Here is a 21943-nt window from a genome sequence, read left to right on the forward strand (position 1 = left end):
GGTTATCTTTCCTGAAAGGCGAAACGCATGGCGTTGGTCCAGGGACTCAGCAGATATTCCAACACAGTCCGGCGTCCGATCAGGACGCTGCACGTCACCTGCATGCCTGGATAAAGTTGATAGCGTCGGCCCGCAACGTCAAAGGCGTTCTCATTGGTGACAACCCTGACTCGGTAATAGGAATGGCCGTCGTTCGTCACCGTGGCGTCGGGGCTGACCCGTTCCACCCGACCATCGAGCGGCGGGAAGGACGACGCGTCGCCGGAGTTTAGAACCACCCGCACCGGCAAACCGGGGTGAACATAGCCGATGTCCTGAATCGGCAGGCGGGCTTCGATCACCAGCCGGTCTTCGCCGGGAACAATTTCGGCCAGGGTTTGCCCCGGTTGGATCACCCCGCCTTCGGTGCTGACGCTGACGCTTTTGACGATGCCGTCCACCGGGGCGCGCAGGACCGTTCGCTCCTCGACGTTGCGCAGGGTCTGCATCCGTTGCGAGAGTTCGTCATACTGCTGACGGGCGGTGGCGAGTTCGCGCCGCGCCTGTTCCGCCGCGCTGCCTTCGACCCAAGCCAGCCGCTCCCGCGCCTCCTCCAACGCCGCCTCCAGGCGGGGAATCCCCGCTTGATCGGAATCCACCAGGGTGCGCAGCGCCTGCTGTTGGCGCAACTGCTCCAGATGGCTCATCCGGTTGGAGAGGTCCTTGCTCAGCATGTTCTCGCTGATCGTCACCTGACTGGTGACGATGTCCAGCGCGCGGCGGTTGTTGCGCATCCGCACGCGGGCCTCTTCCAACTCCCCGGTCTTTCCCGCCACCAGTTGGGCCTGGATGCGGAACTCATGCAGCAGCCGGTCGCGGCGGCTGTTGAACAGGTCGAGCGCCGCCGCCACGACGTCGGGAACCATCGCCACCGCCTCGGGGTCGAACACCGGCGCGGCGCTGTTGGCGATTTCCGCCGTCAAACGGGCGGTGTCCACCCGCAGGCTGGTCAGACGCCGCCCCAATTCCGCCGCCTCGGCCTGAGCGCGGGTCGGGTCCAAACGGAACAACGGTTGCCCCTTGGCCACCCGGTCGCCTTCCGACACCAGGATTTCGGTGACGATGCCGCCCTCCAGATGCTGGATGGCTTTGACCCGGCTGGCCGGTCCGACTTCCCCCATCGCGGTGGTCGCCACGTCGAGCGGACCGAACGCCGCCCACCCCACCAACGCCGCCAGCACGACGGCGATCTCCACCGCCAGACGGCGGCGGATCGGATGCGGACGAACCGCCGAAGCGGCGACGCCAGGCAGGTTGGCGGTCTGCAAGGTCATAGCGCGGCCCTCAAGGTCGGGGCCTCTGGTGGGCGCAGGCCGGAGCGGGGACCGTCGAGATGGACGACGCAATGGGTGCCGTTCAAAATCACCGGGTCATGGGTGGCGATGATGAGCGTGCGGCCACGCTGGGCCAGATCGATCAGCCGTTGATAGACGACGCGCGCGCCCTCGCGGTCCAACCCCTCCGACGGTTCGTCGAGCAGATAGAGCGGCCCATCGGTGACAAGGGCGCGGGCCAGCCCCAAACGGCGGCGGATGCCCGGCGCCAAGGTGCGCCCGCCATTGTCCAACATCATGTCGAGATGCTGCGGGTGACGGTCGACAAAGCCGCTCAGATCGGCGTCGGCCAAGCAACGCAGCAGGTCATCGTCGCTGGCGTCGGGCCGGGCCAGTCGCAAATTGTCGCGCAGGGAACCGGGTAAAAACAGAGGCTCTTGCGGCAGATAGGACACCCGGCTGCGCCACCAATCCAACGCCAGCAAACGGCGATCAACCCCATCGGCCAGAATCTGCCCCTGGCTTGGCTCCATCAGTCCGGCGACGGCCTTCAGCAGAACCGATTTTCCCGCCCCGTTCCGCCCGGTCAGCGCGACGACTCCGCCCGCCGCCACCGTCACGGTCAGGTTGGAAAAGAGCGGCCCGTCCTGTCCGGGAAAGGCGATGGCCAGATCCTGCAAGGTCAACGCGCCGTTCCAGGACGGCAGGGCGCGACCGCCGGACCGCTCCACCGCGACCTCGGCGAAGCGTCGGGCCTCGGCCACCGCCGTCGCCGCCGCACGCAGGGTTCGGCCATATTGCACGATCCGGCCAAAGGGCGTCAGCGCCCGCCCGGCGATCAGATTGGCCCCGACCAGCGTGCCGACGTCCAGCGTGCCCGCCACCACCTGCACGGCGCCGACGCCGACGATGGCGACGCCCAACAACGCCTGCGTCACCTGGGTGAGCGACGCCCCGCCGATCTGAACCCAGCCCGTCCGGTCGCCAATCGCCCAAACCTGTTCGGTCAGGCGTTGCCAACGCCCCATCAGTGCGGTTTGGGCGCGGAAGTGGCGCACGGTTTCCGCCGCGTGAACGGCGCTGGACACCAGCGCGTTGACCTCGCCCGACGCGCGGGCAAGGGTGGCCGAGGGGGGCGTCAGACGGCGCTGGTCAAGCCACGCTTGCAGCGCCAGCAGCGCGCAAAACGCCGCCGTGATCCCGGCCAGGGTCGGCGACAGCAGGGCCAGAACGGTCAGAACCAGCAGGGAAAAGGGCAGATCGGCCACCACCGTCAAACCCGCCGGGCCAAAGGCCACGCGCGCGCGTTCAACCCCGCGCATCAACTCCTCGCGCGCCGCCGCGCTCCACGGGGTTTGCGCCCGCAAATCGGCGGTCAGCAGCAGGCCGAAGACTCCCGTCGCCAGACGGCGGTCCTGGTCCCCGGCGATGCTCTCGGCGATGACCCAACGCAGCTTGCGCAACTGGTGCTCCGCCGTCACCGCCAACAGCGCCCCCACCGTCAGCGTCAGCAAGGTGCTGGACACGCCATGGGTGACGTAGCGGTTCAGCACCTGCATGACGAACAGCGACACCGTCAACCCCAACACCGCCAGCAGAGCGGTGATGGCGAGCAGACGCGCCGTCTCCCCCGGCGCGCGGGCCAGACGGGCGATGATCTCGCCAATGCCGGAGGGCGCGCGGGTGGATGTCACGCCAGGCGCTCCTCAGGGGGGGAGGGCGGCGGCAGCAGCAACGGCGATGGGGCGGCGGTTTCATCCGCCGCGCCCGGAACCGGGGGCGACCAATGGACGCCGTTGGCCTGGAAGCGTTCCCACACCCGCGCCCACACTTCGTGGAGAATCTTGTGCTCGTCGTTGCCCTTGGCCAGATAGAATTTGACCCGGTAACGCGCCGCCCAGACGCCGTTGGCGCACTCCACGCCCTTGTATTGGCAATCCGGGCCGAAATAATTGCTGGCGAGGTTGAGGAAGCAATCGAAGCTGTCCAACGCCTCCTTGACCAGCCGTGAAATCAGGCGCGGGTCGTAGGTCGGGTCGATGAACAGTTGGGTGCGAACGAAATTGGCGTCGGTGTCGCTGAAATTGTGGATTTCCGCTTCGGAAATCTTGGCGTTGGCCAGACAGACGATCTGGCCGTCCAAGTGCCGGATGCGCACGGTGCGCCATGTGATGTCCACCACCTGACCCATCACCGTCTGGCTGGCCTTGATGTAGTCGCCGACCTTGAAGGGCCGTTCGATGTTCAGGACGATGCCGGAAAAGATGTTGGCGATGTTGGCCTGCACCGCCAAACCGATAATCATCGCCATGAGACCTGAGGTGGCCAACAGGCTGGTGACGGGTTTGGCGAAGACATAGGCGATGACGCCAAAGAAGGCGAACAGATAGATCACCAGAGCCGCGAACATGCGGATGACGTTGGGAACCTTGCGGGCGGCGCGGATTTCCAGCGGCACCCAGATGAAGCGTTCCAACGAAATCGTGGCGAGACGGGCGGGAATCGCCCACCACAGCATGCTGTAAGCCCCAACCACCATGTCGATGGCCCCGGTCGGCGCGTTCGCCAAGGCGTAATCCAGCGCCATGTTGCCCGCCGCCAGCAGCAGAAACGGCCAGCAGATCAAGCGCAGTCCCAGGGTTTGCATCCGCCAGAACTGCCCGCGATCCTTGCCGTCGAGCACGCGCGCCAGAATCGAGCCGACCAGGGCGATGATGGCGATGTAGATCAGCGACTCGCTGGGCAGATAGTCGCGCACGTCGATGGTGTCGAGCTTCAGCAGCGCGCCCATGTCGAGCTGTGAGAAGTTGGGTTGCGGTTTGCCGAAGCCGACAAAGGCCGGATCGCCTTCGGAAATCCGTTCGACCACATCCTGGGATATCCAGGCGCGGCCCACCGTCCAGCCTGGGGCGCCCGCCAACGCGCGCAGGCGCAGCAGCATTTGGGTCAGCGTGTCCTGCGGCTGCTCGCCAGGCTCATGGCCAAGCCAGCGCATCGCCCGGTTCAACATCGACCCTTCGGCGTCGGCGGTTTCCACCCCGCCGGACAGCGACCCGTTGATGCTCTCGGCCAGCGACGTGGCGCTGTTCAGATTCATGCCCAGCACGTCGCTGACATACATCAGGTTGTTGCGGGCCAAGGTGCGGTGCCGGAAACCGATGCCGACGATGTGGGTGCCATAGGCCCGCTCCACCGACGAATAGTTGGTGTAGAAGGTCCCCTTGATCCGGTAGGCGTGATAGAGCATGTCGCCGACCTGGACCTGCCGTTCGGGCTTGTCCAGCTTGATCGGCTGCACCGCGTTGGTGAACACGATGTCTTGCGGCGCGAAGTCTCCGCGCCAGCGGAACCACAGATTCAGCGCCAGCTCCGCCGTGCCCGCGTTGGGGTCGAATCCGGTGATTTTGTCGATGGTGACGCCCGCATAGACGACGTTCGTCTTGTACATGAAACGATCGTTGACGTAGAGCGCGCGGCCCGCCACCAACTCGTCCAGGTAATTGCCGACGCTCTCTTCGCGAATCGGCGACAATTGAGTGAGCGCGGCGATCAGGGCCGCGCCGTCATACGTGCCGACATAGGCGGTGGGAGCCGCCACCCCCTTCGCGTCGAAGGTCAGCGGACCAAGCAGTCCCGTCATCACCCGGCCCGGTTTGGCCAAGGCGGCGTGGATGCGTTCGCGCCAACCCGTCACGTCCTCTGCGGGCAGGCGCCGCGCGCCGCGCGGGGTCATGTCCAGCACCAGACGCCGCGCGCCTTCGTAGGCGATGGCCGACACCCAGTCGGGGGGCGTGCGGTGAGCCTTGACGTAGTCGGTGCGGAAATTCTGCGCCATCTCGCCGGCGGTGTCGTACATCAGCGGCGTGGACGCGAAGCTGCCGTGCAAGCCCGACGCTGGCGATCCCGGCGCGTTCCAGGCGTCGCGGTAGGAATCCAGGAAGGCTTGCGTCGCCATGCTGCGCAACCCGGCCACCCGATTGCGGATTCCGCCCTTGCGCAAGGCCGCCAACACCGTGCCCGCTGGATGGGGATCGGCCAGAACGACGATGCTGCCGCTGACCCGCCCCTCGCGCAGCTCCGTCACGATGCGGGCCAGACGGTCGCCGACGTCGGGCGCCGCCGGATCGAACTCCCAGCGGTTGAGCGCCCGCGTGCCAAAGCGCTGCATCACCTCGTCGAAAGACTGGCTGAGCGCTTCTTCCTCGGCGCCACGTTGGTGGATGATCGAGACAACTTTTTCACCCAGGACGTTCCGCACGTAGTTGGCGAGAAACCGCGTCTCAAAGACCCGGTCGAACGTCATATGAAACAACCAAGGGTCGCCGCCACGCACACCTGAAACGGGTGCGGGCGCGGGCGTCAAGGCGGGCACGCGCGCCGCGCGGTAGACGTCGGCCGCCGCCTCCGCCGCCTCGCCCGACCAATGTCCAACGACGCCGACGACGCCCGCCGCGACGGCCTTTTCAGCGGCGGCGCGGGCGGTCGCTGGGTCGTCTGAATCGTCAATCACCAGGGATTTCAATGGGACGCCATCAATGCCGCCCGCCCGGTTGACATGATCGATGTAGAGTTCCACACCCTCACGGATGGCGCGGCCAAGCTCTTTGGCCTCGCCGGACTGCGGCGCCAGAACGCCAATTTGAATCACTTGGTCGGCGGGGCGGTCAAACAAAGCCAGTCGGGCCACGAACGACAGACTCAGCGCAATCGCGCCCGCGACTCCTAAAATAACCAAAAAGAGCGAGCGCTTCGATAGGGAGCCGAACCATTCTTTTGCTCGCTTCATCGAATCTTTCGCCTCTATCGAACAAAAGCGAACGCAACTCAGAATATTGAGTCTTTTCGCTTCAAATTGCGCCCAAGCCTAGCATAGCCCATTTGGAAATACTATAGTATGACCTCTATTACCAACAGCGAGGAGGTGGCGCAAGCGGCATGGGCGTGGAAATTGATCTGGATGGATGGACCCCTCCTGATGGTTTCATGGAGGCTCTGGCCGCTGGCGATGGCGTGTCCGGCGCGCGGTCGGCTGTCCTCACGGATCTCGCCGCCCGGTTGGAGAAATACGGCGTCGACGCGAGCGCGTCGCCGAAGATGGCTGACGAGATCATTCACCGCTATGTCGAATTTCTCGGCAAAGGGGTTTCGCCGCAACAGGCCGCCGAAGAGGTGCGCCGGGTCTGGGTTGACGACGCCAATCTGACCGGCCAACCGGTGGACGAGGCCCAGGCGTTGCAGATCGCCCTGGCCAACGGCGCCAATGTCCAAGAACTTTTGCAGAAGGCCCTTGGCGGGCCGGTCATGCTGGATGGCGAGGCTCTGGCCAACGCGCTGGCCAGCGGCAAGCCGCTGATCGCGGAATTGAAGGCCGCCAACGCGGCGGCCGTCGCAAGACTGGAATCCAGCGCGGTTGACACGTCTGCGGCGGAAAAGTTGGCGGGCGCCCTGGCGACCGGTGGCGGAGCCGCCGCGCAGGCTTTGGCCACAGCAACATCCGGCATGTCGCCGGAACACACCAACGCCTTCCTGTCGAATCTGCAAACCGCCTTGGCGAACGGCGCCTCGCCTGACGTCGCCTTGACCTCGGCCCACGCGGCGGCGGCGGCGGCGACGCCGCCGTCGGCGCCGGTGGACGCGGCGGGGCAACTGGCGGCGGCGTTGGCGGCGGGCGGTCTGGCGGCGGACCAGGCGATTGCCGGGTTGACCGCCGGAATGTCCGCCGCCGCCGCAGGCGCTTTTGCCGACAGCCTTGCCGCCGCCCTGGCGTCCGGCGAAAAGGCTGGAACAGCCCTGGCGGCGGCGGCCCAGGCGGCCACCAGCGCCACCAGCGCCTTGGCCGCCAGCGGCGTTCCAATGTCCGACGCGGACCGACTCGTCGCCTCTCTGGCGCAAGGCTTGGCGGCCGGCGGCTCCCTGAGCGACGCCGCTTTGACGTCGATGGTGGATGCGCTGGCCGCTGGACGTGGTTCGCAAGCGGCTATGGCCGAAGGTCAGGCCCAGGCCCAAGCCGACGCGGCGCAACAAAATTCGATCAGCGTTCCGTCGGATCCCCTGTTGGCGGCTTTGGCGTCGGGCGTCGGCGCCCAGACGGCCTTGGCCAGCGCGGCGGGGGGCAGCGACTCGCAAAGCTTCAGCAACGCCTTGTCAACGGCGCTTGAGTCGGGAAACTCGGTCTCCGAAGCGCGCCAAACCGCGTCGGAAACCGCCCAAGCCACGGACTCTCAAGCGTCGCAAACCACAACCGAGACTCAGCCGTCGCCCACACCCGATGCCGCGCAGGTTGCTCAAACGCCATCTCCATCCACGAGCGAACAGACACCCGCGTCATCGCAACCATCCACGACCGACACGCCATCGCCTCCTCCACCGCCGCCTCCCGCTCCACCACCACCGCCACCACCACCTCCTCCAGCGCCTCCTCCTCCACCGCCACCGCCGCCAATTGTTGAGGAACAGCCTCTTTCCCCACCCCCTCCGCCGCCGCCCCCACCCGTGGCGCCGCCGCCCTCTCCACCACCTCCCCCTCCACCGCCGCCGCTTCCTCCTCCACCGCCGCCGCCAATTCCCCATGCGCCGGTCGCCGTGGCTGATGTCGGGTCGGCCAGCGAAGCCGGGGGGAGCGACAACGGCGCCGGGGGCGGCGACGCCACGGGCAATGTGTTGGCCAACGACACCGACGTGGACAGCGGCGACACCAAAACCGTGTCCGGGATCAGCGGCGGCGGCGTTGGGCAAAGCGTGGCTGGCCGCTATGGCGCTTTCACGCTGAACGCCGATGGGGCCTATCGTTATGCCGTGGACAACGCCAACAGCGCCGTTCAGGGGCTGCGAACCAGCGCCAACACGCTGACCGACAGCATCACGTACACGATGCAAGACCACACGGGTCTCACCTCGTCGGCGACTCTGACGATCACCATTCAGGGCGCCGACGACGCGCCCGCCGCCGCCGCCGACACGGCCACGGCGGTTGGAACGAACGGCGCCGCGTCGGGCAACCTGTTGACCAACGACACCGATGTGGACAGCGGCGACACAAAGACCGTCTCGGCCATCACCGGCGGCGCGGTCGGGCAGGCGCTGACCAGCGCCTATGGCGCGCTGACGCTCAACACCGACGGCGGCTACAGCTATGTGGTGAACAGCGCCAACAGCACGGTGCTGGCTTTGCGCACCAGCGCCGACACGCTGACGGAGACCTTCACCTACACGGTGCGCGACACCGCCGGTTTGACCTCGTCAGCCACCTTGACCATCACCATTGAGGGCGGCAACGACGCGCCCGTCGCGGTGGCCGATGTTGGATCCGCCACCGAAGCCGGTGGGTTCGCCAACAGCACGGCGGGCGGCGGCGCGACGGGAAATGTGCTGACCAACGACACCGATGTGGACAGCGGCGACACCAAAACTGTGTCCGCCGTCACCGGCGGCGCGGTGGGGGGCGGCGCAACCGGCCTTTACGGCACGCTGACTCTCAGCGCCAATGGCGGCTACAGCTACGCGGTCAACGACGCCAACAGCTCCGTGCAGGGCTTGCGCGCCAGCAGCGACACGCTGACCGACAGCTTCACCTACACGGTGCGCGACACCGCCGGTTTGACCGCCAGCGGCACCCTGACCATCACCATCCATGGCGCCAACGACGCGCCGATCGCCGTGGCCGACGCCGCGACGGCGGTTGAGGCGGGCGGAACCAACAACGGCATGGCTGGCATTGACCCGACGGGCAATGTGTTGACCAACGACGCCGATGTGGACGGCGGCGACGCCAAAACCGTTACGGCGCTCACCGGCGGCACGGTCGGGCAGGAACTGGTCAGCCTGTATGGCGCGCTGACGCTCAACGCCGACGGCAGCTACAGCTATGTGGTGGACAACGCCAACGCGGCGGTTCAGGCGCTGCGCACCACGTCGGAGACCTTGACCGAAACCTTCACCTACACCATGCAGGACACTGCCGGACTGACCTCGACGGCCACCCTGACCATCACCATTCAGGGCGCCGATGACGCGCCCGTCGCGTCACCCAACAGTGAAACGGCGATTGAGGCGGGTGGAGTCAACAACGGAACGGCGGGCGCCAACGCCACGGGCAATGCGCTGGCCAACGACACCGACGTGGACAGCGGCGACACCAAAACCGTGTCCGCCGTCACCGGCGGCACGGTGGGGGGGGGCGCAATTGGCCTCTATGGCACGCTGACGATCAACGCCGACGGCAGTTACACCTATGTGGTCAACGACGCCAACAGCGCCGTGCAGGCCCTGCGAACCAGCGACGACACGCTGACCGACAGCTTCACCTACACGGTCAGCGACACCGTCGGATTGACCGCGTCCCGCACCTTGACCATCACCATACAGGGCGCCGACGACGCGCCCGTCGCCGTGGCCGACGCCGCGACGGCGGTTGAGGCGGGTGGAACCAACAACGGCACGGCGGGCGTCGATCCGACCGGCGACGTGTTGGCCAACGACACCGATGTGGACAGCGACGACACCAAGACCGTCGTGGCGATCACCGGCGGCACGGTCGGACAGGGGCTGGTCGGCGCCTATGGCACGCTGACGCTCAACGCGGACGGCAGTTACAGCTATGTGGTGGACAACAGCAACGCCACCGTTCAGGCGTTGCACAGCAGCACGGACACGCTGACCGACAGCTTCACCTACACGGTGCGCGACACCGCCGGGCTGATGTCGTCCACCACCCTGACCATCACCATCGAGGGGGCCGACGACGCGCCGACCCTGCCGACCACCCAGGCGATTTCCCTGCTGGCCAGCGGCACGATGGTGCTGACCAACACAAATCTGCAAGCCGCCGATCTTGACGACCCGACCGCCTCCTTGATTTACCGCGTCACCGCCCTGCCGACCAAAGGAACGATAAAGCTGAACGGCACGACGCTGTCGGTGGGCGACACCTTCACCCAGGCCGACCTCGACAGCCGAAGCAACGTCACCTACGTCAACTCGGGCGGCGTCGGATCGGACAGCCTGACCTTCTCGCTGGAAGACGGCGCGGGTGGCGTGCTGAGCAGCCAGACCCTCAGCATCACCGTCGAAGCTGGTCTTGGCACCGGCCCGACCAACATCGTGCTGTCGCCCACCGCCGCCAGCTTCAGCGGCAATTACACCATCACCGCTGGTCATGCCGCCGTGGCTGGATTGGGTGGAACCGCAGGGTACGGCGAGACCACGTTGAACAAGGCGGACGACGCCTATCAACAGATAAACGTGTCCGCCGCCTTTTCCGATGGTTTCAAGCTGGGTGGAACCACCTATTCCGCCGGGACGCAATTTTTTGTTGGCAGCAACGGCTACATCACGTTCGGCCAGGGCCTGACCTCCTACAGCTCACAGGGAATCCCTTCGGTGTCGGCGCCGATGATCGCCATTCATTACGCCGACATCGACACGCGCAAAGGCGGCGACATCTACGTCGATGTGGACAGCGTGAACCACATCGTCAGCGTCACCTACAAGGACGTTCACGCCTACAGCGGGTCATCGACCGGCAACACCTATCAGATCCGTCTCTACAGTCTGGGAAATGGTGATTTCGCCATCGAGGAACGCTATGAATCGATCACTTGGGGCAGCGGCGGCACCGCCGGTTGGACCACAGGCGGGACGGCGCCGCGCACCTATGGCGAGGTGCAGGGATCGGGAACGTCCAACTTCGTCAACAACACCGGTTACAGCAACGTGGGGCAACCCGGCGTCTATGTCTGGGAGGTTCGCGACGGCACAGTGGGCAACGCGGTTTCGGTGTCGGAAACGGTCGCGGTTGGAACCGCCATCGCCCAATTGTCCGCCACCGATCCCACCCCCGGCGACACCAGCAGCTTCAGCATTGTCGGCGGCGGCGGAGAATTCACCGTGGTCAACAACGCGGGCGTCTGGGAACTGCGCACCGCCACCGCGCTGAATTACGAGACGACGGCGGGACACGCCTACACCGTCACCATCCAGACCACCGACGGAACCAGCCAAACCTACACCAAGAACCTGACCGTTTACGTCGGCAACGTCGCTCCGGTGGTGGACACGGCGGCGACCGGAAGCCTGTCTACTGTGGTGATGTCCGACGCATCGCCCAGCGGAACCGCCATTTCGACCCTGGTGGCCAGCAGCGGCGTGACCGACGCCGGAGTCGCTCTGACCTCCGTGGCCATCACCGCGCTGGATGGGTCGAATGGAACGTGGCAATACCAACTGAACGGCGCCGGAGCTTGGACCAGCGTGACCGCCGCGTCGATCAGCGCCAGCAACGCGTTGCTGTTGCACGACAGCGACCGGCTGCGCTTTGTTCCGACCACGGGGTGGAGCGGGGCCACCAACATCACCTATCGCGCGTGGGATGGTTCCACCGGCACGGCGGGCGGCTTTGGCGACACCAGCGTCAACGGCGGTTCGACCGCCTTCAGCACCGGCACGCAATCGGCCAGCCAACTGGTCATCCAGACCCCCGCCGGATTCCCTGTGCAGGAATCGGCCAGCTCCTCCTGGTCAGGCTGGTCGATCAGCGGCAGTCCTTCCCCCACCGTGTCATCCGGGGTTCTCCATCTGACCACGGCGGGAACCAGCGAATCCGGCAGCGCCGTATACAACAGCGCCATTGATCTGCGTTATGGAATGCATGTGCAGTTTGATTATCGATCCTACGGCGGTGGCGGCAACGCCGGAGATGGATTTTCTTTCTACATGATCGACGGATCGGTGACGACGCCGACCGTGGGCGGGGTGGGCGGCGCGCTGGGGTATGGCTATGTCGGCGCCACGCCGGGCGTGACCAAGGGCTATATGGCCATTGGTTTCGACACTTACGGGAATTTCTTGAATCAGGCCTTTTGGGGCGGTGACGGGTCGGCCTCGGGCGTTCAAACCAACAGCATCGGCATGCGCGGCTCTTCGACAGGGGCGACCGACAGCAGCGCCCACGAATACCGCTACATCCAGGGCAGCGCGGTTCCGGTGACAAGCTATGGCGGCATTGATTCCAACAGCTACATTAAGGTCGATCTCACCCTGACCGCCAACCAGCATGTGACGATGCAAATGAGTTGGGATGATGGCGTCACCTGGCGGACCATCTACAACGACTTTGATTTCGGCAGCGCCAACGTCAACGCGTCAAGCGTCGCTTACACCCGTCCAGACACGGTGAAGTTGGGCTTTTCGGCCTCGACCGGCGGTGCGATCGACGCTCACGACATCGCCAACTTGTCGGTGTCGATCCCGTCGGATTCGGCTTATCCGATCGGCTCGGGCGAGCATGCGTTGACCTTCAGCAGCGGCAGCGTCACCGCCGCCCACACCGCCGCGTTGGCCCCCACCAGCGCGCTGACGGTGGAGGCCTGGATCCAGGTGACGGGCGGCGCCGCTGGGGAGACCATCCTCAGCAAAATGAGCGGCGGCGGCAGCGCGCTGACCGGCTATCGGCTGACGCTCGACGCCAGTGGAAAGGTCGTGTTCGATCTTGGCAACGGCGCCGCCACCACCTCGCTGACCGGCGCGACCGCCGTGAACGACGGCAAATGGCATCATGTCGTCGGCGTCTTTGACAACGGCGCCACGTCCATGGCGCTGTATGTCGACAACAGCCAGGACGCCAGCCGCAGCACCAGCGCCGGCGCGCTCGGCGCGTCGACCAACAACCTGACCATCGGCAACGACGGGGCCAGCGCCCATCCCTTCGTCGGGTCGATCAACGATGTTCAGATTTGGTCCGGCGCACGGACCTCGGGTCAAGTGGCCGCCGACGGCTCCCACCGTCTGCTTGGCAACGAAAGCGGGTTGGTCGGTTATTGGAAATTTGATGAGACCAGCGGCGGGACGGCGTTGGGGTCAGCGCCGGGAACGCCCAGCGGAACCATCAGCAACGCGACCTCGACCAACCTCGACAGCATCACCGTGGCCAGCGGGCAGATCTACAAGGGGATGGTGTTGGGCTATTCGCCGACCGATGATTCGCTGACCTACGCGTTGCACACGGCCAACAGCGCCGTCACCAGCGACGCCAGCGGCTCCGCCTTCGTCTACGAGTATCAAGCGGGAGCCGTCGCTGGCGACGACGCCATCCTGGTGGACATCACCGACGCGCACAGCCACACCATCACCCACACGGTGAACGTCCACATCACATGAGGATCGTTTGCCGCGCGTTGGCGATGATGTGGCTGCCGCGTTTGAAAACAAATTTGGCAAACAACCCTGCGGACGGTCAGTGGGCCGAGCCACCCACCGGAGCGACCGGCGCGGCGCCATGATCGGCCGCCGGAGCCGCGTGCGGATCCGCCGCCGCTCCATGCGCGTCAGCAGGACCATGGCCTGCGCCGTGGTCGGCTCCATGGCCTGCGCCATGCCCACCGCCATGGCCCCCGCCAAACAAGCCGCCGCCGTGACCGCCGCCATGGCCGCCCCCGTGGCCGCCGCCCAAAAAGCCAAGACCAAGCAGAGTTAGAATCGTGCTGCTGTGACCACCGCCATGGCCCCCGGCGTCTTCGCCGTGGCCGCCATGGCTGCCGCGCTTGCGCGCGGCCAGCACCTGGGGAATGCCATGGTCGCTGCGTCGAACATGGCCGTCGCTGCTCTCCTTGCCGCCGCCGCCGCCACTGGCGAACGCCTGGGACGGAGACCCGATCAGCACGGCCAAACCAACCCCGACCGCCACCGCCGCGCACAACGGCATCAGGCGATTGTGTGTGAATGTTGGCTTCAGCATGATGCGTGTCTCCGTCGTCATCCGGGCTTGTTGTGTCACCGAACGGCCACAGATCAATCCGTGGTCGCCGCAGCGGGCAGGCTTTGAACCGCGCCGATGAGGTTTTCGGTGTAGACCACTTCGGTTGGGGCCAGCGCCAAAGCGCGGGCGGTCATGCGGGACGCGTCTTCCTTGCGGCCAAGAGCGCTCAGCACCTCAGCCCAGCTCGAATAGACGTCGGCGAAGCTGGCGTCCGTCGTCGTCGCCGTCTCGAATTTGGCGAACGCGTCGTCATACTTGCCGATCAGGGCCAGCGAGAACCCCCATTCGCTGTAAGCCGCCGCCGCCGCCGCCGTGTTCTTGGCCGCCGCCGCTTTGTTGCTCGTCACCGCCTTGAACAGCTCAATGGCGTGGGCGTGATTGCCCTCGCGGGCTTCAACCACGCCCCAGTTCAGCAGGGGCGAGAGGAAGTCCTTGTCGATGGCGTAGGCCTCGCGGAATTTCTCGATGGCGCCGTGCCGATCCGACTGCTGATACAACACCATGCCCCAGAGATTGAGCATCCACTTGGAGTATTCGGTGTCGTGATGGTCCAATTCGCGCTGAATGATTTCCAGCGTCGGGGTGAAATCGCGGGTCAGGCGATCCCGCTTGAACTGGTACGCGGCCAGCACATACGGGTTGACGACGCGCATCGCCTCATAGGCGGCGCCGCGCACCAGCTCCGGCACTTGATCGTGGTGCGCGGTCTTGACGATCTGGAACTGGCGATGGTGGCTGTCATAGCCGCGCAGCTTCATTTCCAGATCATCGCCGTGAATCACGATCTCGCCCGAGAAGGTGAAGGGCGTCAGCGACACCGATTCCTGCACCACGCGAACGAGCGGAGTGAGGCCGACGAACTCGCTGAGCACCGCGACCGGTTTCTTTTCTTCGTGCAGCTCGACTTGCCGCACCTCGGCCTTGGTGCTGGCCTTTTTGGCGATGGCCTGCATTTCGTCGGCCAGCCGCGTGACCAGCACCGGCGAGGTGTAGCCGGTTTCCGCCGCAATGCTCTCCGGCACGTCAACATATTCGATGTTGACGGTCTGGGTGTCGGTGAACACGGCAAAGCCAAACGCGATCAGCGCCATGTAGATGGGAACAGCCAGAAATCCGAAATCCATGGTTGTGCTCCTGCGCTCAGTTTGCGGCTGAGGTTTTGTTGCCGCCGGCGGGCACCTTGGCCTCGACGATGGACACGAAACGGCTGGGGTGGACGTCGCGGATGTTGAACTTCCAGCCCTTGACCTTGGGGCTGACCAAGGACTTCGTCGCCCAATGGTAGATCGGAATCACCGGATATTCTTCGGTCATGGTCCGTTCCGCGTCCGCCAGCAGGGCCGACCGTTCGGACACCTCGGTCATGGTCGCGGCCTTGGCCAGCAACTCGTCATATTTGGCGCTGTGATAGCCCGGATCGTTGCGCGGCGGCAGCGCGGTCGACAGCATCAGGTTGAGGAAGACCGTCGGATCGGCGAAATCGCCGATCCACGCGGCGCGAACCACCTGGAAATCCCGCCGCGCCCGGCGCTTCAAATACTCGCCCCGGTCCGTGCTGACCGAGGTGACGGCCAGCCCCTTGCCGAACGCGCGGTTCCATTGGGCCATCACGGCCTCGGCGATCACCCGGTTGTTTTCCGAGGTGTTGTAGAGAATTTCCAACTTCAAGGGCTGCGACGGGCCGTAACCGGCGTCGGCGAACAAGCGGCGCGCCTCTTCCAAACGCTGCTCCATCGGTTCAGCGGCGAAGGCGGGCAACGGGCGGCGGTAGTTGGGAACGATGGGCGGCACCAGCCCATAGGCGGGCATTTCACCGGCGCGCGTCACTTTTTCAACGATCTGTTCGCGGTTGATCGCCAGAGACAGCGCCTTGCGCAGGCTGCGGTTGCCCTTGAACGGTTCCGCCGTCAGGTTCAGCGCGTAGTAATAGGTGGCCAGGAACGGCTTGTTCCAGAATTCCTTGGGTTGGCTCAGCGAGATCCACTTCACCTGATCCTGCGGCACCTCGTTGGTGATGTCCAATTTGCCCGCGCGGTACAGATTCAGTTCTTCGCCAGGATCAGCCACCGGATGGAAGATCACGCGGTCGATGGACACCGAATCCTTCGCGTAGTAATTCGCGTTGCGAACCACCACCAAAGGCTTGCCGCGCTGCCAGTCGGCCAGCGTGTAGGCGCCGTTCGACACCATCTTGCCGGCGTCGGTCCACTTGTCGCCGTTCTTTTCGAGGGTTGCGCGATGCACCGGCAACGCCATGTTGTCAGAGCTGAGCACGCCCAGGAAGAAGGGGGTCGGCGTCACCAGCGTGATGCGCACGGTCGCCGGATCAACCGCCTTGACGCCCAGCTTGTCGGGAGATCCGCCGCCCATCACGGCCTCGGCGCCCTCGATCATCCGCAGGTTGGCCGCCGACGCTCCAGGATGCGGGGCGACCGCGCGGCGGAAGCTGTAGACGAAATCCTCGGCGGTCAGCGGATCCCCGTTCGACCATTTGGCGTTCGGGCGCAAATGGAAGGTGTAGGTCAACCCATCATGAGAGATTTCCCATGATTCGGCGACGCCCGGCATGAATCGTCCATCAGGCCCGTAAACCACCAGACCTTCAAACAGATCACGAAAAATATTCGATTCGATCCGCCCGTCCGTGTTGTGAGGATCAAGCGTGGAGGGTTCCCCGCCATTGCCCCGGTTGAACACAGTTTCGGCCAGAGCCATCGATGACGTTCCCACAGCGGCGCCAAGGCAAATCGCGGCCACCGTGCCGGCGCAGCGGACGATCGATTTCATCGTCTCTCCTCCGATAATAATATGACGGTTTCTAGGCGGATTTTCAGTCGAACATTTCTGAGTATGCACCAGCCACCCCACTGAAACAACGGCGCCGTAGAGCCGGAGAGGTCAACAATCAAAAAGACTTAGCCCATCGCCATCATCGCGGCGACGGGCCTTCGAGCCGACGCGCGTGACGTCCCCTGCTCCACGCGCGCGGACTCTGTCTTTACTTGGCTTTGCTGGTCTCGGCGGCGGGCTTGCCGCCCAACGACGAGGCGGTCAGAACGGCGCGCGCCGAATCCTGCTTCAACTCATTGCGACGCAGGGGTTCGCCCTTGCGCCATGAAACGTGGTAATACAGGCTGGCCAATTCGGGGAAGGTTTCAAAATTGTCCAGATTGACGTTGGCCTTGGCCTTGTACTTCATCGCGCCAACGACGTCGCCACGCTCTTGCTTCACGTCCGCGCGCAGAGCCGGGACGATTGAGCTGGTCGGATCCCAATATTCGGCGTCGTCCAACGCGGCTTCCGCCTGATCGAACTTGCGGGCGCTCATGTGCGCGCCAGCCCGAATGACGTCGCCCGCCGCCAACAGCATGTAGGCGCGTTGATAACGCGCCGCTTCCAGCGTCGGCTTCAGGTAGGATTCAACCTCCGACTCGTGATCGGTGGCGAGCATGACGAAGGCCCGATTCAAACGCGGAATCAGCAGATCGGGATCCGCCTTGTCCGCCTCTTCAAACAGACGGGCGGCTTCCGGAAAATTGTTTTTGTGAAGCGCCACGATGCCCGCGACATTGAGGACCGAGGCCCGCTCCTTGTTGTGCGACTTGGCGGCGTAAGCCACCAGTTCACGGGCGATCAGGTCGTCAACCTGGGTGTAATCATGGCGCTCATCGCCCTGTTGCAACAGGTACAGGGTGGTGATGTACGGAGCCAAATGCTCCATGACCTGCTGGGCGGCGCGGCCCACCATGTCCGTGATCGGTTCGTATTCGTTGCGCTTGACGATCAGCGGAAAGGGCGGTTCGTCCGGATCGCGCACCATCGCGACCAATTGGATTTTGCCTTCCTTGTCGTCCTTGGAGAAGCTGCCGAGCACCGAGGCCGTCTTCATGCCGAAGGTGTGCTGAACGGCGGCGGCGAAATCTTCGACCTTCAGCGCGCGGGACAGCACCACGCCCAGCGTCCGGGCGCGGTTGGATTGCACGTTCGGACGCCCGAAATAGGATTTGACGTCGCCGATCTCCTGCATCTTGGATATGAACATATCCTCAATGACGTCGCCCCGCGCCGTTGTCTTGGCGATGTCGTCCGGCACATACAAGCTGACATTGACGCTGTCCGCATGCATCACCGCGTCGGCGGACATGATGCCAAACGCCGTGGCAAGGGCCGCGAGAAGCGAAATCGGATCCATAGGTGTACCTCTTGATGGGATCGGGGCGAGGCCAGCGGAGCTAGGCTATGTCGGATAGGCGCTATGGTCTGTCATACAATCATATTAAATTTTAGGGGTCTATACCCCATGAAGGACTTGAGGAAATATTAACCGTTTGGTCATATTTTTGCATAAATACAAACACAACCTCATAACTATAAACAATGACGTCCATGTGTATTGATTGTAACCAATTGCAACAAAGCTGAGGCAGTCTTGGAAGTTTTTAGTAAAAATTTTAGCGTCACGGCTTTATTAAACGCGCTTTAATTTGCTGGCGCGCAATTAAATTCATGAATCCTCATTTCGTTTACCGAAAAATTTTCTTGTCGCGCTCAATTCTGATAAACCCCAAAAATATCCCTGGACTTCTTTTCCGATAGAGGATTCCCCTGAATGGCGCTCACGGAGCAATCCCTTGATCGCCCTGCGGCTTTCCAACGAAAAATCAGAATCGTCAATTCGGCATACCCCTCACTCGGTCTGGCGAATCCGGCTTTTCTCAGTCGAGAGCCATCGGCCATATGGCCCCACGCCGCAACCTCGAGTTTGAACGCGCAAACCCGAAAAGGGTGGGTGTGGAGTTTACGGGCCGCTCCGAATGTGCAATCGTCGATCCCCAAAATCGGGCCGTCATCGGGGGGCGTCGATCAGCGAAATGAGGGGTCCGTGCGCCGCGTAAAATCGCTTCTGGTCTGCGTTTTCCTGTCCGTTCTGCTCGCCGCCTGCGCGGGCGGCGGGCCACGCAGCGTGTCGCAGGCCGACCTTGACGCGCACATCGCCGAAGCCGCCGGTCGCTTCGACATGCCTGAATTGTGGATCCGCGAAGTGATTCGTCAGGAAAGCGGCGGGCGCACCATGGTGAACGGGCGCCCCATCGTCAGCAAGGCGGGCGCCATGGGGCTGATGCAGGTCATGCCTGGCACGTATGAAGAGATGCGGCGCAAGCATGGCCTTGGCTCCGACCCATACGATCCGCACGACAACATCATCGCAGGCACCGCTTATCTTCGCGAGATGTACAATCTGTTTGGAGCGCCGGGATTTTTGGGCGCTTACAACTGCGGCCCCGGCTGTTACGGCGATTATCTGGCCGGAAAGCGGTCGCTGCCCGGCGAAACCAGACGTTACATGGCGTCGGTCAGCCCACGCCTGAACCGCACCACCGCCCCCAACGGCGCCGACATCGTGGTGGCGAGCGCCGCCGACAACGCGCCCTTCGCCGCCGCCTCTCCGCTGCCGCCGCCTCCGGCGGCGCCCGCCCCGCTCACCTCCAGTTCCAACTCCACCGCGCGCGCGCCGGTGGCCGTCGCCGTCCTGCCGCCTCCGCCGTCGGCGCCTCGCCCCAGCTACGCCCCGGCGCCGCCGACCACGCAGGTGGTCGCGCCGGACACGACCGCTCCCATCGCTCCGGCCACCGTGTCCACCGCCGCCTTGCGCGGCGGGGCGACCGGCGCCTGGACCGTTCAATTGGGCGCCTTCCGTTCCGCCGACGACAGCACGCGGGTGATCGACCGCGCTCGCAAATCGCTGCCCGGAATGCTGACGCACACGCAAAAGATCGTGCAGGCGGTCGACACCCAAACCGGCCCGCTCTACCGCGCCCGCCTGTCGGGGTTGTCGCAACGGGACGCGGCCGCCACCTGCTCCGGGTTGGTCGATCTCGGCATGGCCTGCTTCGTCGTCGCTCCTGGCGCCTGAGCCAAGCCGACACACCAACGAACATATAAGGAAACACGCCAATGGCCGCGCAACCGTGGGACGATCGCACCCGTCTCGTCGCCATCGACATCGAAACGACCGGACGCCGCACCCCCCGTCTTGAGGACATCCGCAAGGCGCCCAAGGGGTTGCGGCAACCCGGCGTCGTCATTGAAATCGGCTGCGTCGAAATCCTGCGGGACGAGACGGGGTGGACCAAGGGCCGGACCTGGGAAACCCGCGTCAACCCCGACGCGCCGATCCACCCGGACTCGATCAAGGTCCACAACATCCGCCCCAACGATCTGAAGACGGCGCCGCGCTTCCCCCAGATCGTCGAAACGATGTTGGAGTTCATGGGCGAGGATCTGTTGATCGCCCACGCCTATGAAAACGAAATGGATTTCCTGAATTACGAGTTCGCCCGTTGCGGTCGGATCGGCTGGGGGGAGGAGTTTTTCGCCAGCGGTCGCTTCATCTGCACCAAGGAAATGTCGCACATTCATTTCCCCGGCGCGTCCGGTTCGCTCGACGCCCTGTCCGACCGGCTGTGGCTGGACCGCAGCGACCGCTTTTCCCACCATGGCGCCTTGCTGGACGCCGATCTGACCGTCGACGCCTTTCTGAAAATGGCCTATGGCGACATCGGCCCGCGTGACGCGGTGTTTGAATAAACCAACCATAGAATCGGCAAGGTTTCTGCAAAAACCGACCTCATTCTTCCCGAATTGTGTCCACTTGGCGGAAGAGAGCCGCCTGACGACCGTCAGGCGGCTCAAACATCGCCGTTTCCGACTCAAACACCCCCAAGTCGGCGGTCGTTCACGGATTCATGCGCTCAAATCAGCCGGAATAGCAGATTTTTCAAGGCGCTTTCTCGTTCTGGTCGTCATTCCAGAGGCGATTCCCTATCACACAATCCTTGCGGCAAGCTCAGAAGCTTCCGGACATCGCGCGCGAGTTTGGGAGACTGCGAAATGGATTGGTGATCGCCGTCCAAGACGCGGAGCGTGACCGCGCCGCAAGCACGCCAACCTTGTGGATCGGCGCCGCGACGGTAGGGGGTGTCGCTCAACGTGTCGCGCGCCCACCAGACATGCAGGGGCGCCGTCACGGGCGGCAAGCTGAAATTCCGCATCAGGCGATGGGCGCTCATGAAGAATCGCATCTGCAAGGCTTGAAGGTCGCGGGGGCGATCACGCGCGTCCGGCAAGGTGGCGCGGAACCAGTCAAGCACGCGGTCCGCGCGCCGCTCAGCGGGCAGCGCCGCAAGCTCCCGTTCCAGCTCTTGGCAGGATTCCCGGTGTCGGTCGAGCAAGACGCGTTGAATCCGACCGTCGAGGCAAGCGATGTAGGGGGTGGACAGCGGCAGATCCGGCAGGTTGAGCGCGCCCGCCTGAACATCGGTTCGGGAATCCACCAAGCCAACCCATGACACGGTTGCGCCCGCCGCCTCCAACCGGGCCGCCACCGCCACCGCCAACCAGGCGCCGAAGGACCAGCCGAGCAATCGGTAGGGGCCGTTGGGTTGCCGCTCCCGGATCAGGTCGGCGTACAGCGTGGCCAGCGCGTCGATGGACTCCGGTTCGGCGTCCGGGTCGGACAGTTGGGGCGATTGCAGGGCGAGAATGGCGATGTCCGGGGGCAGCGACTGGGCCAGCGTCGTGTAGGCGCGCGCATGGCCGCCCGCCGGATGGAACAGGAACAGGGGCGGAATCGACGGATCGGCCTCGGCGCGCGCGGCGCGCAGCGTGACCAGCGTGGCGCTGTCCCGCCGCTCCGCCGCGCGCAATTCCGCCGCCAACCCCGCCAGGGTTGGGTGCTGGAAGGGCAGGGTGAAGGGAATTGGCAGCTCCAACCGCTCGCGCACGGCGGCGACGAGGCGCGTGGCGGTGAGGGAGTTTCCGCCCAGCGCGAAGAAATCATCGTCGCGGGCGACGTCCTGAACGCCGAGAAGGTCTTGCC

The 21943-nt window shown here is 64.6% G+C and carries 11 protein-coding genes; 3 read left to right on the forward strand and 8 right to left on the reverse strand.

The features are described 5' to 3' along the window. Positions 1-2: 2 nt before the first annotated feature. Genes ACODS4_RS26480 through ACODS4_RS26490 form a run of 3 tightly spaced genes read right to left on the reverse strand, consistent with a single transcriptional unit; the run spans position 3 to position 6000 of the window. On the reverse strand, positions 3-1313 hold the full coding sequence (locus ACODS4_RS26480) for an HlyD family type I secretion periplasmic adaptor subunit (RefSeq protein ID WP_488868661.1): 1311 nt from the start codon (positions 1311-1313) through the stop codon (positions 3-5). After that, entirely contained in the window at positions 1310-3007 is a 1698-nt protein-coding gene (locus ACODS4_RS26485; protein WP_488868662.1) for an ATP-binding cassette domain-containing protein, read from the reverse strand. Before ACODS4_RS26485 ends, ACODS4_RS26480 begins: the two co-directional genes overlap by 4 nt. Then, positions 3004-6000: an ABC transporter substrate-binding protein gene (locus ACODS4_RS26490; protein ID WP_488868663.1), complete on the reverse strand. Its 2997-nt coding sequence runs from the start codon at positions 5998-6000 to the stop codon at positions 3004-3006. The genes ACODS4_RS26485 and ACODS4_RS26490 overlap by 4 nt, the downstream gene beginning before the upstream one ends. 248 nt (positions 6001-6248) lie before the next feature. Here ACODS4_RS26490 and ACODS4_RS26495 point away from each other — a divergent pair, with 248 nt between their 5' ends. Further along, positions 6249-13466, forward strand: a complete 7218-nt coding sequence (locus ACODS4_RS26495; RefSeq protein WP_488868664.1) for a cadherin-like domain-containing protein — start codon at positions 6249-6251, stop codon at positions 13464-13466. A gap of 76 nt (positions 13467-13542) precedes the next feature. Here the strand turns inward: ACODS4_RS26495 and ACODS4_RS26500 are convergent, their stop codons facing one another. The 4 genes from ACODS4_RS26500 to ACODS4_RS26515 form a co-directional block, all read right to left on the reverse strand. Beyond that, positions 13543-14043 (reverse strand): hypothetical protein, encoded by a 501-nt coding sequence (locus tag ACODS4_RS26500; protein ID WP_488868665.1) that lies wholly within the window; start codon positions 14041-14043, stop codon positions 13543-13545. A gap of 53 nt (positions 14044-14096) precedes the next feature. Next, positions 14097-15188, reverse strand: a complete 1092-nt coding sequence (locus tag ACODS4_RS26505) for a tetratricopeptide repeat protein (RefSeq protein ID WP_488868666.1) — start codon at positions 15186-15188, stop codon at positions 14097-14099. 16 nt (positions 15189-15204) lie between these two features. After that, positions 15205-16851, reverse strand: coding sequence for a peptide ABC transporter substrate-binding protein (locus ACODS4_RS26510; protein ID WP_488868667.1), 1647 nt, complete (start codon positions 16849-16851; stop codon positions 15205-15207). A gap of 211 nt (positions 16852-17062) precedes the next feature. Next, positions 17063-18208: a tetratricopeptide repeat protein gene (locus ACODS4_RS26515; protein ID WP_488868668.1), complete on the reverse strand. Its 1146-nt coding sequence runs from the start codon at positions 18206-18208 to the stop codon at positions 17063-17065. Between the two features lie 738 nt (positions 18209-18946). Between ACODS4_RS26515 and ACODS4_RS26520 the strand changes: the two genes are divergently transcribed. Together ACODS4_RS26520 and ACODS4_RS26525 are read left to right on the forward strand one after the other, a co-directional pair. Then, positions 18947-19978 (forward strand): transglycosylase SLT domain-containing protein, encoded by a 1032-nt coding sequence (locus tag ACODS4_RS26520; RefSeq protein ID WP_488868669.1) that lies wholly within the window; start codon positions 18947-18949, stop codon positions 19976-19978. A gap of 41 nt (positions 19979-20019) precedes the next feature. Beyond that, on the forward strand, positions 20020-20652 hold the full coding sequence (locus ACODS4_RS26525) for a 3'-5' exonuclease (RefSeq protein WP_488868670.1): 633 nt from the start codon (positions 20020-20022) through the stop codon (positions 20650-20652). Positions 20653-20867: 215 nt separating this feature from the next. On the opposite strand, the gene ACODS4_RS26530 is transcribed toward ACODS4_RS26525, so the two are convergent. Beyond that, a partial coding sequence (locus ACODS4_RS26530; protein ID WP_488868671.1) for a thioesterase domain-containing protein occupies positions 20868-21943 on the reverse strand: 1076 nt, incomplete at its 5' end.

Source organism: Azospirillum sp. FG154, from assembly GCF_057809575.1.

Bases quoted from the DNA above. Each gene is read 5' to 3' on its own strand.
- ACODS4_RS26480 (WP_488868661.1), bottom strand. From the start codon at position 1,313: ATGACCTTGCAGACCGCCAACCTGCCTGGCGTCGCCGCTTCGGCGGTT.
- ACODS4_RS26495 (WP_488868664.1), top strand. From the start codon at position 6,249: ATGGGCGTGGAAATTGATCTGGATGGATGGACCCCTCCTGATGGTTTC.
- ACODS4_RS26500 (WP_488868665.1), bottom strand. From the start codon at position 14,043: ATGCTGAAGCCAACATTCACACACAATCGCCTGATGCCGTTGTGCGCG.
- ACODS4_RS26505 (WP_488868666.1), bottom strand. From the start codon at position 15,188: ATGGATTTCGGATTTCTGGCTGTTCCCATCTACATGGCGCTGATCGCG.
- ACODS4_RS26510 (WP_488868667.1), bottom strand. From the start codon at position 16,851: ATGAAATCGATCGTCCGCTGCGCCGGCACGGTGGCCGCGATTTGCCTT.
- ACODS4_RS26515 (WP_488868668.1), bottom strand. From the start codon at position 18,208: ATGTCCGCCGACGCGGTGATGCATGCGGACAGCGTCAATGTCAGCTTG.
- ACODS4_RS26525 (WP_488868670.1), top strand. From the start codon at position 20,020: ATGGCCGCGCAACCGTGGGACGATCGCACCCGTCTCGTCGCCATCGAC.